A 13,167-nucleotide genomic window follows, 5' to 3' on the forward strand; every position below is an offset into this window, starting at 1 on the left:
CAGGCCCATGTCGGGGTCTTCGACCACCGACCTACGAAAACCCACAGTCGGCGTCTTTGACCGCCAACATACGAAAACCCACAGGCCTTGCCCTGTAGGTCGGTACTCGAAGAGTCCGACGTTTGAGAGCTTGGGCGCTATCTTGATTCAACCATTGCGGGCTTCAGCAGGCCCATGTCGGGGTCTTCGACCACCGACCTACGAAAACCCACAGTCGGCGTCTTTGACCGCCAACATACGAAAACCCACAGGCCTTGCCCTGTAGGTCGGTACTCGAAGAGTCCGACGTTTGCGAGCTTGGGCGCTATCTTGATTCAACCATTGCGGGCTTCAGCAGGCTCATGTCGGGGTCTTCGACCACCGACCTACGAAAACCCACAGGCGGGGTCTTCGACCGCCAACATACGAAAACCCACAGGCCTTGCCCTGTAGGTCGGTACTCGAAGAGTCCGACGTTTGCGAGCTTGGGCGCTATCTTGATTCAACCATTACGGGCTTCAGCAGGCCCATGTCGGGGTCTTCGACCACCGACCTACGAAAACCCACAGTCGGCGTCTTCGACCGCCGACCTACGAAAAACCATGCAATAGCTGATCGACAATACGGCATGACCTCGAACGAAGAGCACCCCATCATCGACCCCAACCAGGCCCAACGCGCTTCGGTGCGCCGGGGCATTGCGCAGTTTCAGGAACGCCTGCAAGCCGCAGGCCACGACTTCAGAGAGCCGCCTCCCGAGCCCACCTCGTGCTGCGGGCGAGGCTGCAATGGTTGTGTGTGGGAAAGCTACGACGCCGCGCTGATGTTCTGGTACGAAGATGCCGGGGCCTTGCTGGCTTGAGCGTCGCCAATGCACATGGATGGCGGATGGCACCAGGCAGCTCAGACAGGCTCAGGGCTTAAGCAGCTGCGCCACTGCGCCTCAATGAATAGGGGGATTTTGGGGACCCGAGCTCCCCAATTGACCGGCTGCAGGTGTCAAGCCCAGCGAGCGATTGAGCGACGCGGACATCGGCCGATCCTGTGCCAAGATTTGCGCCATCACCGCCTGGGCATGCTCGCTTTGCTGCGCCAACGCAGCGGCCTCCAGGGCCAGCAGGTAGGCCTGTCTGGCATCCAGAGCGGTTAAATCGTAGCCATACCCCATGGACATCCAATGCAGGGCCGCCAAGGCGCAATGCATTGCAAAATCAGCACGCTTGTTCAGATGGTCGCTCGCCGCACGGGTGAGTGTGAGCGGGTCACAAGGCGATGCCCAGGCCAATTGGATGGCCTGATCCCACAATTTCAAGGTCTTCGCCGTGGCAAACCATTTACCCGACTCTGAAGGACTTAGCGCCACCAAGTAAGCCAGAAGCTTGTCGGATTCCCACTCGGGATACTTCTTGGCCAAGGCCCTGAATGTCGACAGATTCGAGTTGCTCTGATTGGCCAACAAGGCATATTGTTCAAATGCTTCGCTGCGTCGACCGGCACGAAGCAACAGGTCTTCGGCAAAACGGGCCATGGTGACCAAGCCTGTGGTGCTGCCAGCGTGTTCGCGCACATAGGCTATGGCCTGGTCGGTTTGGCCTCTGGCCGCGAGTACCCGCGCGCCCCAAACAAAATAGGGCCAAATCGGATGCGGGTGCAGGCTCAGCAACTGCAACAACTCGTCGTGACGGCCCGCTGTGAACAGCGCGCTGTAGCATAGGCTGGTGCCCGTAAAGGTCGCAAAAGTGCCCATGGCGCGATCCCCCAACATCAGGCGCAGGCCGGGCAAAAGCTGGTCTGCCCATTCTGAAGCCAATTCTGGCGTGGCACACAGCTCACCCCAATGCTCGCCAAGTGTTTCAATGTAGGGAACTTGGTCTGCTTGAATCGCCTCAAACAAGCGGTCCAGCCACTTTTTGCGCAAAGCGGTGCTGGCGGGTGCCCCCGCGATCAAGGGGACCAGTGCTTCAATGGCCCCATAGCAGGCGCTGCCAATGGCCCCCGAGGAACTGTCGATCTGACTCAGGGCCGGAGAAAGTTTTTCGAGCAGCAGCACCGCGCCTTCGGCCCCTTGCACGGGGTCATGCCTGGCCACGGTGTGGATTTCGATCAAAGCCTCTTTGATGCGTTGACTGGCCAGCTTGGAGCCTTTCCAGCCGAAAGCATCGCGCCGGAACCGAGCGCGAAAACTCCAGGTCACATTCGTTTTGGGTGAGGTGCTCATGGTTCTATCCAATCAATGCTGTCAAGAGATGAAGTTAGGCCAGACTCATGGGACTCAGCAGCCAGTGCATGATCGAGCCTCTGATGCCCCAAAGGCGCATTGTTGGCATTCAACCCTTATTCATGCCCGCTGAGCGGGCCTGCCTGACCACAGGCCAAAGGTCTTGCAAAGCGGCTTGCAGGTCTGACCAGGCCGCAGGCTGGTCGGACAGTTCCAGCGAATCAAGCTTGCCATGTTCATCGCGCAGTTGCGCGCGAACATCCAAAACCTCACCACGCGCGGCCAGGCTACGCAAACGCCCAAAGCTGCCGGTCACCCCCATGACTTTGTGGCCATGGCGCGCCCAGGCAGTTGCAGCGTTTTCGCTGGCTTGCACAAAGCCAGCTGCCCATGACATGGCCGCGCCTTCGTCTTCACCGACCACGGCCAACACCGAGTCAAGCTCAGGCGTGGCCTGACTCAAATGGTCGATCACCTGAATTTGGAGATGGTTGTACAAAATCATTGTGGCTTCCAGAGCATCTTGCAAGGCCTTGTTGGCCGTGGCTTCTGTTCGGCTGTTGGGCATGCGGTCGTGCATGTCCATGACGGTGCCGAGCCAGGCTTTGGGCATGATCAACTGGGGCGACCAAGCCAAGGCTTGAAAAAAGCCATGCAAACGCGGGTAGTCGCTGCAAATTTTGCGCAAATGCTTTTCTTGTTTGCTGCCAAAAGTGGGCGTCACATCATCCATGCCCATGGAACCCGAGGCCGTCTTTTTCGCAGCCTTTTTTGGGGGGGCGGGTTTGGTCACCTTGGCAGGCTTGGTGCTTGACAACTTCAGGCCTTGCGCCCAAGCCAGTGCGCCAGTGCTCACCCAGAGGTGACGGCACTCTTGCCGAAAATACCAGGCCGCCTCGTCACCGCCCAACACATACCCCCGCTCGTCCTCAGACGGCGGCGCATCCATGACATTGGGCAGCAAGGCCTTGAAGTATCGGGGATACACACTGTGGGCTTCGCGCAAAACGGCCTCGGCTTCGGACTGGCGGTCCAGGTTGAACAGGGCCAAAGCACGCCGATGCTCGGCTGGCGGCATGTCCTGCGGATAACGGTCCATCAGGTCCAGCGCAGCTTGGTAGTCGCCCTGCGCCATCCACAAAGTCGCGAGCATGGTGCGCCAGCCATGGTTGTCGTGGGGGTTGAGGGCCAAGCCCAAAGTCAGGCATTGAAGAGCCGATTCTTCGTCGATCTGCATCTGAGCCAGCTCCAGCGCAATGGCCAGGCATCGCAGCAAAGGGCGGTGCCCGGGCACACTCCAGTGCAGCTGCGCGTCTCCAGCCAGGCTGCGCAAAACGGCCACAGCGTGGTCAGCCAAGCGTTGTGCAGCGTCAAGCACGGGCGTTGGCGATTCGTCGTCGCACAAGGCCAGGGCCGTCATCAACAGATCGTCCAGCACTTCTGCACTGAACCAGGCGTACGGGTGCTTTTGCAAAAATTCCAGAGCCTCGGGCAAGGCCTCGATCAAGTGGTCGACATCACCGTTGAACCAAGTCATTTCCGGTTTGCCCACCGCAAATGTTTTTTGCCAGCGGCGGTTCAGATCGGCCATTTTTTGGACAGGCTCGACCCTGGCGACATCCACACGCACACCATCCTCCACCTGAGACGAGCTTTCGACTTTGTAGAGGCTGTGCAAGGTTTTGGCATCCAGCTGCTCGGGCACCGCATCCGCCAGATCGATCAGCGACTGCTCATCGGGGTCGTCGACCTCATCAAAAACTGCATCGCGCAAGAAACCTATGCCTTCCTCGGCCATGCCCACCAGCAGCTCGGCCAAGTCGGGCATGCCCGCCTGCCGCGCACGGGCAGCGAGCAAGGGCGCGCGCAAACGAGCCTCTTCCTGCCGCCCCTGAGACAGCAGTAAATTCAACTCCAGGTGCCACAGCTGCGGGTCATTGGGGTTGAAGCGGCTGGTTTCCTGAAACAGCTGCCAGGCCTTGTCCATCTCGCCCTCATCGGCCAGGATGCTCACCAGCCGGGTGCGTGCCGCGGTGGCCAGCGCCTTGTTGGGGTGCTGCGTCATGTGGTCGATCAAGTCGCGCCGCTCACGCTCTTGACCTTGTTGCTGCAAAGCATCCACAAAAGCGTCAAAGGCCATTTCGTGGCGCTCGTTCTGCGATTTCAAGTCAGCAAACAAAGGCCCCAAAAGACTGATCGTGCGGTCTTGCTCGTCCGCATCGTTCCAGGCCATGGCTGCATGACCCAAGGCCCAGGCTGGCACCTCATTGAGCTTGTCACCGGTCAGCCACTCGGGCGATGCAGCCTCCAGCGCCAGCACTTGCAAAGACTCGGGCTCAAGGGGAAAGGGCATGTGCTCAAACTCGGCACAACACTGCTTGAATTTGCGCCCCGAGCCGCAGTGACAGGGGGCATTGCGCTCCAATTTGGGCAAGCCGCGTGCGCGCCAACGGTTGGGGGGATAAGGCAGTTGACCCCAAAGTTGGCGGGCCACATGGCGCAAGCTGCGCGCCACATCAGCGTCTGCGCCCGTGGATGACTTGTTCAGGGGTTGTAGGTCCGACATTTGAGCCTGTACAAACCAGTCACAAAAATCATTCAGGGACTCGCCACCCAATATGCGGCCGATGGCGTTGTCGAGGTTTTCTTGAAACATGGGTCAAAGCAATCTCGGTAAGAGCGCTGCGCGCAATGCGAAGTGAATTTGATGCAAAGGCAAGCAGTGTAAACGGCAGCTCACCCTCTCAAAACGAACGACGGATGTAATGGCCACACCGCTTTTTGAACTCAACCGCCCTGGACACATCAAATCAGGGCTCTTGATCGGTCGGCTACCTTTGAGTCTGCTGTGTGCGCTCGGCTTGGGCTGGCTCGGCTTGTAGTGATGGGGTTGACAGGCGTATTCAGCATCAGGAAACACCCCCGGTAAACTCCACCTCAACCTGAGGAGATGTATGCAACGCTGCCCTTGGTGCGAAGGCTTTGAGCTTTACCGCCACTACCACGACACCGAATGGGGCGTGCCCCTGCGCGATGACCGGGCCTTGTTTGAGCTGATCAACCTCGAAGGCGCACAGGCCGGGCTGTCCTGGTCCACGGTGTTGAAAAAGCGCGAGACCTACCGCACAGCCTTTGACCAGTTTGACCCGGAAAAAATCGCCCGCTACGACGCGCACAAAGTGGCCGAACTGCTGGCCAACCCCGGCATTGTGCGCAACCGCCTGAAGGTGGCCGCCACCATCAGCAACGCCCAAGCCTATTTGGCGCTGCAAGCCAGCGGCCAAAGCTTTGGCCACTTCGTCTGGGAGTTTGTAGATGGCCAGCCCCTGCAGCACCAGCGCCACAGCCTGAGCGAAGTGCCCGCCCAGACCCCGCAATCGGACGCCATGAGCAAAGCCTTGCGCAAGGCGGGCTTCAAGTTCGTGGGCTCCACCATTTGCTATGCCTTCATGCAAGCATCCGGCATGGTCAACGACCACTTGGTCAGTTGCCACCGGCATGAGCCACTGAGCGCTTGAATCACGCCATACATCACGCCATCCATCACGCCTACAAGCCATGCTGAACGTCAATACACGTTTGCAGGCCCAAGCCCATCATGATTTGCGCCAACGAACCCTGGCCCCATCCTGGAGTTCATTGCCCGGGTAACGCACCACGACCTCGCCCGGCACAAGCCCTTCGGTCACTTCAGCTTCCTGCAAATTCCGGTGATCCAGCGTGAGGGGGCGCTGGCGTGCCCGGCCATCTTCGATCACAAAAACACACCAGGTCTGCCCGCAGCGAAACAAGGCGCTGGCAGGCACCTTGAGCACTTTGTCGGCCTGCCAGACCACAATGCGCGCCGTCAATCGAAAACCATCGCCCAAAGCTGGCGGTGGGTCATCCAAATCAACGATCACATTGACGCGCTTTTCCTCAATGCCCAAAGCCGACACCTTGGTGAAGGCATAGTTTTCCACCCGGCGAACCCGGGCGTGCAAAACCTGCTGGCCACCCCAGCCTTCGATCAGCACCGGCATGCCGGGCGCGACTTTGACCGCTTCGGTCGACAGCAATTCGACCACGCCCTCCAGCTGAGCCACATCGCCCAGGCTCATCAAGGGTGTGCCCATGGCCACCACCCGTTCGCTGGGGTCGATGATGCGCAGCACCCGCGAGGCCCTAGGAGCACGCACCTCCAGCCAACCCTGCGCGCCTGCCTGTGCAGCCCGGATGGCGTCCATGGCCGCTTGCGCAACCTGGACATCGGCCGCTGCCGCAAGGGCACGAAACCGCGCCGCCTGCAGTGCCGAAGTGGCCGACAATTCTTTTTGGGTGGCCTGCTCCAGGCCTTGCGGCGCAATGAAGCCCTGTGTCTGCAGCTGCTGCATGCGCTGCAAATCACGCTGCGCCTGGCTCAGCTCATCGGCAGACTGGCGCACGCGCTGCTGCGCTTCACGCTGCAGGGCTTGCGCAGAGGCCACGCGTGCCGTCAACTCGATGCGCTCGCGCTCGGACAAAGGCAGGGGCGCAATGCGCGCAAGCAACTGTTGCTCATCCACCCAATCGCCATCGCGCAGTGCAATGCGCGCCAGGCGTCCTGACACAGGCGCAGACAGCAAGAACCGATCATGGCTGCGCGTCTCCCCCAGATCGTCCACCGTGACTTGCATGTGCCCGGTCTGCACCGCCACGCCATCCACCGCCAAAGGCGCAGGCCAAAGCACCAACACCACCGCCACCACAGCGACAGCACCGGCGAAGACCAAACCCATCCGCTTCCAGTTCATGTTCACCCCCTCTTCACTCTCTTGTTTTGAGGACCGCGATCAGGTCCAGTTGCCGAATGCGCCTTGACACCAGCACACCCGATAAAGCCGACGCCACCAGCGCCGCCAACACCGCATAGGCATAGGACCATGGCGTGAGCACCAAGGGCACCCGAAACATGTCCCGGTCAAACATCGGCACCAGCATCGCGCACAAACCGTAGCCAATGGCCAAGCCTGCAGGAATGGCCAGCAGCAGCAACACCAGCTGTTCACCCAACAAGAGAAAAACCACCTCGCGCTGGGTGAAACCCAGCACAGACAAACTGGCCAACTCGTTGCCCCGCTCAGACAAGGCAATGCGCGCGCTGTTGTAGACCATGCCTGCGATGATCACGCAGGCAAACACCAGCAAGATGCTGCTGAAGAAAAAGAAGGCCCGCTCCATGGTCTGGCGCACACTTTGCTGAACCGCGTGCGCCACGGCAATGCCCGCGACCACAGGCATGCGCTTGAGGCGCTCATACACCTGCAGCGCCTTGTCGGCCTCAATGCGCAAAAAAGCACCCGAGCTGGTGTTCTCTTCACCCAGCAAGCGCGCCAAAGCCCGTGCATCCATGTAGGCCCCCAGCCCCAGCATCTCGTCGACCACCGAGACCACCGGAATGTCCAGCACGGGCCTGCGCCCTTCCAGGGCCTCCAGGGTCAGCCGATCACCTGGCACAACACCCAAAATGTCGGCGAGCTTGGCCGACAGCACCAGACCCTGCGGCGGCAGATCGACAGCATGCCCATCGGCACCCAGCAACTGGTGTTGCCCCTTGCCTTGCATCAGCCCCATGACGTCGATGCGCTTGCGCCGATGGCCATGCACCAGCCAAGCAGGCAGCGCACGAAAGGATTCCACCTGGATGACCCCATCCATCCCCCCCATCGCCATCAAGGCCCGAGGGCCCAGGGCCTCGTTGTAGGTCACCATCACGTCGTAACGCTGCACCTGATTGAACTGCACCGACAACATGTGATTGGGCGCATCCATGGCAAAACGGCCCATGAGAAGCAAGCCCATCGCGCACGCAATACCCAACACAGACCCCAGGGCGCGCCAGGGGCGCCGCACCAGATTGCGCGCAATCATGCGCACCGAAGCGGGCAAACCAAGGGCCCAGCGCTGCTGCAGCCAAGTGCCCGCCCGATACCTTGCAGGCGCTTGAGGCCGCATGGCCTCGGCCGGTGCCAACAAGATCGCCTTGCGCACAGACAGCCAGGCCCCTGCTCCCGCAGACAACAAGCTCACGCCCACACACAGCCCGATCAGCGCGGGATCGGCCACAAAGCGCAAGGACGGAAAGTGGAAAAAAGCGCGGTAAATGTCCACAAACTTCTGTCCCAACACCAAACCCAGCGGCACGCCCAGAAACAAACCGATCACCACCGTGACCAAAGCAAACTGGAAGTAATGCAGGCCCACGCGAAAGTCCGTGAAGCCAAAAGCCTTGAGCAAGCCGATCTGCGGGCGCTGTGTGGCCACCAGGCGCGACAGCACCACGTACAACAAAAAAGCCGAGACCGCCAAAAACAAGCTCGGCAAGGCCGTGGTCATGACACCCAGCTCACCCAATTCGTCGGTCAAAAAACGGTGCGACAGCTGCGTATCGCGGCCATGGGCATTCAGGCCACCATAACGCAGCAGCAAGCCGTCCAGCGCAGCCATCACCGCTTGCTCGCTCGCACCCCGCCACAAGGACAAACTCACATCGTTGAAAGCCCCCTGCATGTCAAACGCCGGGGCCAGCGTCTCGTGTGCGATCCACATCACCCCATAACGCCGGTTGTCGGGAAAAACCATCCCGTGGCCCACCTCATAAACAAACTCGGGCGACAAGGCAATGCCCATAATCACCAGCTCCTTTTTACGACCATGCAACAACACGCCCAGCTTGTCTGCCACTTGCAAGCCATTGGCCGTTGCAAACACCTCGCTGACCAGCACCTGATCCGAGGCCCCTGCATCCAGGTAACGGCCACGCACCAACTGCAAATCATTGAGCAAAGGCCTGTGCGTGCTGGGCACCGAGACCAGCTTGGCAATAGCCGGCTCGGCCAGTCCTGGCACATCCACCGTCACCTCGACCACCAGGCGCGTCTGCACCTGGGCCACCCCAGGCCATTGGCGCATCTGCTCGGCCAGCGAATCGGGGGCACGCCGCAGGTGGGCAAACACATCCGCCAAACGGTGCGTCTGGTAGTAATCGGTTTGCGCCAGCAACAGTGACTGGTAAGTGCCCCTGAGGGCCAGCAGCACCGAAATGCCACAGGCCACCACCAAAGCCGCTGCGACCAATTGCCCGCGCAAATGCCACAGGTCACGCCAGAGCATGCGGCCCAGCATGCTCACCACGAAATCTCCTCGGGCGACGCCTTGGTGACATTGCGCTGAACCTCGACAATGCGGCCACTGCTGATGCGGATCACCCGGTCTGCCATGGCCGCAATGGCCGCGTTGTGCGTGATCACCACCGTGATCGTGCCCAGTGTTTGATTGACGTGCTGCAGGACCGAGAGCACCAGCTTGCCCGTGGGGTAGTCCAGTGCCCCCGTGGGCTCGTCACACAGCAGCACATCAGGGCGCTTGACAATGGCGCGGGCAATGGCCACCCGCTGTTGCTCGCCCCCGGACAATTGCGAGGGGAAATGATTGCGCCGCTCCACCATGCCCACCAGGCCCAAGGCCTCGTCAGGGTCCATGGGACTGGCGGCGATTTCGGTCACCAAGGCCACATTTTCAAAAGCGGTCAGACTTGGGATCAGGTTGTAAAACTGGAAAACAAATCCCACATGCTCGCGCCGAAACTGCGTCAGCTCGCCCACCGTGGCCGAAGTCAATTCATGGTCGCGGTAGCGCACCCGCCCCGATGTGGGCCGATCCAGCCCACCCAGAATATTCAGCAGCGTGGACTTGCCACTGCCCGATGCGCCCAGCAACACCACAAACTCACCTGGCTGCAAATCCAGATCCACATCGCGCAGCGCATGGATCTCGTTGTCGCCCATGCGGTACACCTTGGAAATGTGATCCAGGTGAAACACCGCCTGCTGCACCTTGGCAACATCAACCGAGCTGTGGGCTTGACCCGATGTGGTACTCAATGGCGCATCTTCCGTGTTGCAAAGAGTCACGACTTTTGTAACGTCTTTTTTTGGGGGGCACGCCTGCCAGACGCTTTCCATCAAGACAATGCTGCAACAGGCCCCATTCGGTGTCGGTCAACTGCTTCACATTGGCAAAAAATCTCATCAGCTCAAAGCGGCTACCATCCACCCCCTTGCATGGATGACCTAACGCCATCACACAGCACCATGAAAAAACTTATGTCCCACAAAGCGCTCTGCGTCAGCCTTATCGCCCTCATGGGCCTGCTCAATTGCGGCACATCCTTCGCCCAAATCTGCACCCGCGAATACGCCCCCGTGTGCGGTCAGGTGGCGGGTGACCCCGCCCCCCGCACATTTGCCAACCGCTGCCTGCTGGACGCGGCCAAAGCCACCGTGGTGTCTCAAGGCGAATGCACAGCCCAGCCCTCGCCCATGGTCGGCTCTGACGTGGACGCCCACGGCTGCAAAGGCTCTGCAGGCTTTCAATGGAACCAAGAACTGAACCAATGCGTGCGCCCCTGGATGAGCAGTGCCATCACGCTGGAGGTGGCGCCCCATCGCCGCACCTGCACCGGCTTGATAGAGATGCAATGCCTCCTGGTGCGCGAACGCGTTCCCGGCCAGCCAACACCAAAATGGGAACCCCTGTTTGGCAACATCGCAGGGTTCACACACGTACCCGGCAAACGCTACACATTGCGCGTGCGCAAAGACCACATTGAAAACCCGCCCGCCGATGCGTCCAACACCCGCTACACACTGCTGAAGGTTTTGCCATGACCCCGCGCACACCCCTGTGGCTGCTGATCGGCATCTGCTTTGGCGCAGCTTGTGTGGCGCTGTATTTTTCATGGGCCAAAGAATTCATCGCCGTTGACCGCTGCCTGGACGCTGGCGGCAGCTACGAAGAGCGCTGGCAAACCTGCAACCTCCACCAAAGCGAAGAGTCCGCTGAAAAATTCTCGGTCTACACCGGGCCTGTCTACACCGGTACGCTTGATGGCCAACAAGTGCATCTGCAAATCCGGGACGATTTCCAGACCTACCGAATGGTCAAGGACGGTCTGCGCATGGAGGGCGACGTCAACACCGAAAAGGGCTTTGAGCAAGACCACAACGCCGTGGTCTACGTCCTCGACTGGAAGAGAGATGCGCCACTGCAAACCCGTTTGCTGCTTGACAAGAACGGGGGTGTTGAGCAACTGCTGCTGATCGGAGATGACCACAAACTTCAAAAAGAGGTAGCACTGCGCGCCGAGGCCGCCTATTGATTCAGCCCTGTCAAGTTTTCAATGCGCAAATAAGTTGTAGGTCGGCGGTCGAAGACCCCGACATGGGCTTGTGCCAAAGCCCATCACGTCGGACTCTGCGAGTACCGACCTACGAGATAAATGCGCAAATATGTTGTAGGTCGGCGGTCAAAGACCCCGACATGGACCATTGCCGAAACCTGTAACGTCGGACTCTGCGAGTACCGACCTACGAAATAAATGCGCAAAGATGTTGTAGGTCGGCGGTCAAAGACCCCGACATCGGCCAGTGCCAAAACCCATAACGTCGGACTCTGCGAGTACCGACCTACGCGATGTATTGGGCGGGGTGTTTGGGGCAAGCACGGACTGGTGACCTCAGTCCAGCAAGTTAAGCCCATTGAGCGGCAGACCACTGGCGCACCATCGCCAATCGGTGACAATCGACACCCTGCCTGCGATCACCATGAAAACCAAGACCTCCTCCCTCCTCCCTGTCCTCTTCGCCATCGCTGCTGGCGCTTTGATCCCCCACTCGGCCACCTTCGCTGCCCCCCACAAAGCGGCCAAGCCTGCGGCCCATCAAAAGGCCGCCTCCAACAAAAAGGCCGCTGCAGCCGCCAACGCACTGCCGCCTCTGGCGGCTGAAACCGCTTTGGCGGCCAATGCCCCTGCGCTGCCCGCCAAAGCCTGGCTGCTGATGGACTTCGACTCCGGCCAGGTGCTCGCCTCGGCCAACGCCGACGAACCGCTGCCGCCCGCATCGCTCACCAAAATGATGACCAGCTACCTGATCGAGCAAGCGCTGCGCTCGGGCAAGCTCAAGCCCACCGATCTCGTCTCGGTCAGTGAGAACGCCTGGTGCCGGGGCACCAGCGCCGAGTCGTGCATGTACCTGCCTCTCAACAGCCAGGCCACCGTCATCGACATCCTGCGCGGCATCATCATCCAGTCGGGCAACGACGCCTCCAAGGCGATTGCCGAGCACATGGCCGGCTCCGAAGCAGGCTTTGCCAAGCTGATGAACGCCGAGGCCCGCCGCCTGGGCATGACGCACACGAACTTCGTGAACCCCACGGGCCTGCCCGACCCGGCCCACAAATCGTCTGCGCGAGATCTGGCCATCCTGGCACGCGCCATCATCCGCGACGGCTCTGAGTACTACCCCCTCTACGCGGAACGCGAGTTCAAGTACAACGGCATCAAGCAAGGCAACCGCAACGCCCTGCTCTACACCGACCCCAGCGTGGACGGCCTGAAAACAGGCCACACCGCAGAAGCGGGCTACTGCCTGGTCACCTCGTCCAAGCGCAACGACATGCGCCTGATCTCGGTCATCCTCAACACCAACAGCCCCCAGGCGCGTGCTGACCAATCGCGCACCCTTCTGGGCTGGGGCTTCAGCAGCTTCGAAAAAGTCACCCCGATTCAGCCAGGCACCGTGGTCAACACGGTCAAAGTCAGCTTCGGCAAGGCCGACACCGTGGCCGCAGGCCTGGGCGCGCCGTGGCTCTTGACCGTGCCACGCGGCACCCAAGTACAAACCGCCGTGGAACTCCAGCCCGGCCTGGAAGCCCCCGTGGCCAAGGGCGCTGTGATCGGCAAAGTGATCGCCACATCCAACGGCAAACCCGTTGGCGAAGCCCCACTGGTGGCGCAAGCCGAGGTGGAACGCTCGGGCTTTTTGCTGCGCGGCTGGCAGCATGTGATGAAGTGGGTGGGCCGATAAACAGGCTTGAGCCGCAACAAGACCAACGCAAAGGCACCTTCGGGTGCCTTTTTCACGGGCTGACGCCGCCACTCAGCCCCCTAA

At 60.4% G+C, this 13,167-nt stretch carries 10 protein-coding genes; 5 read left to right on the plus strand and 5 right to left on the minus strand.

The window, feature by feature from the left end; all coding sequences use genetic code 11:
* Nucleotides 1-607: 607 nt before the first annotated feature.
* Nucleotides 608-841: an oxidoreductase-like domain-containing protein gene (locus tag H663_RS31525; protein WP_053175073.1), complete on the plus strand. Its 234-nt coding sequence runs from the start codon at nucleotides 608-610 to the stop codon at nucleotides 839-841.
* An 81-nt stretch (nucleotides 842-922) separates the two neighbouring features.
* Here the strand turns inward: H663_RS31525 and H663_RS31530 are convergent, their stop codons facing one another.
* Nucleotides 923-2,197, minus strand: a complete 1,275-nt coding sequence (locus H663_RS31530; protein WP_053175070.1) for a hypothetical protein — start codon at nucleotides 2,195-2,197, stop codon at nucleotides 923-925.
* A gap of 109 nt (nucleotides 2,198-2,306) precedes the next feature.
* Nucleotides 2,307-4,853 (minus strand): UPF0149 family protein, encoded by a 2,547-nt coding sequence (locus H663_RS31535; protein ID WP_053175067.1) that lies wholly within the window; start codon nucleotides 4,851-4,853, stop codon nucleotides 2,307-2,309.
* 298 nt (nucleotides 4,854-5,151) lie between these two features.
* On the opposite strand from H663_RS31535, the gene H663_RS31540 reads away from it, so the two are divergent.
* Complete coding sequence (locus H663_RS31540; protein ID WP_053175064.1) at nucleotides 5,152-5,715, plus strand: DNA-3-methyladenine glycosylase I; 564 nt, start codon at nucleotides 5,152-5,154, stop codon at nucleotides 5,713-5,715.
* Between the two features lie 78 nt (nucleotides 5,716-5,793).
* Here the strand turns inward: H663_RS31540 and H663_RS31545 are convergent, their stop codons facing one another.
* Genes H663_RS31545 through H663_RS31555 form a run of 3 tightly spaced genes read right to left on the minus strand, consistent with a single transcriptional unit; the run spans nucleotide 5,794 to nucleotide 10,002 of the window.
* Complete coding sequence (locus H663_RS31545; protein ID WP_116695858.1) at nucleotides 5,794-6,969, minus strand: efflux RND transporter periplasmic adaptor subunit; 1,176 nt, start codon at nucleotides 6,967-6,969, stop codon at nucleotides 5,794-5,796.
* 13 nt (nucleotides 6,970-6,982) lie between these two features.
* The gene (locus H663_RS31550) at nucleotides 6,983-9,340 is read right to left on the minus strand and encodes an ABC transporter permease (RefSeq protein ID WP_053175058.1); all 2,358 of its coding nucleotides are present in this window, start codon (nucleotides 9,338-9,340) and stop codon (nucleotides 6,983-6,985) included.
* Nucleotides 9,341-9,342: 2 nt separating this feature from the next.
* Entirely contained in the window at nucleotides 9,343-10,002 is a 660-nt protein-coding gene (locus tag H663_RS31555; RefSeq protein WP_053176846.1) for an ABC transporter ATP-binding protein, read from the minus strand.
* Nucleotides 10,003-10,308: 306 nt separating this feature from the next.
* Between H663_RS31555 and H663_RS31560 the strand changes: the two genes are divergently transcribed.
* The 3 genes from H663_RS31560 to H663_RS31570 all read left to right on the plus strand — a co-directional run bounded on the left by H663_RS31560 (nucleotide 10,309) and on the right by H663_RS31570 (nucleotide 13,083).
* Nucleotides 10,309-10,884: a DUF4377 domain-containing protein gene (locus H663_RS31560; RefSeq protein ID WP_053175055.1), complete on the plus strand. Its 576-nt coding sequence runs from the start codon at nucleotides 10,309-10,311 to the stop codon at nucleotides 10,882-10,884.
* Complete coding sequence (locus H663_RS31565) at nucleotides 10,881-11,375, plus strand: hypothetical protein (RefSeq protein WP_053175052.1); 495 nt, start codon at nucleotides 10,881-10,883, stop codon at nucleotides 11,373-11,375. The genes H663_RS31560 and H663_RS31565 overlap by 4 nt, the downstream gene beginning before the upstream one ends.
* Before the next feature lie 445 nt (nucleotides 11,376-11,820).
* The gene (locus H663_RS31570) at nucleotides 11,821-13,083 is read left to right on the plus strand and encodes a D-alanyl-D-alanine carboxypeptidase family protein (RefSeq protein ID WP_083451366.1); all 1,263 of its coding nucleotides are present in this window, start codon (nucleotides 11,821-11,823) and stop codon (nucleotides 13,081-13,083) included.
* Nucleotides 13,084-13,167 lie beyond the last annotated feature (84 nt).

It is taken from the genome of Limnohabitans planktonicus II-D5, from assembly GCF_001270065.2.
Taxonomy (GTDB): Bacteria; Pseudomonadota; Gammaproteobacteria; order Burkholderiales; family Burkholderiaceae_C; genus Limnohabitans_A; species Limnohabitans_A planktonicus.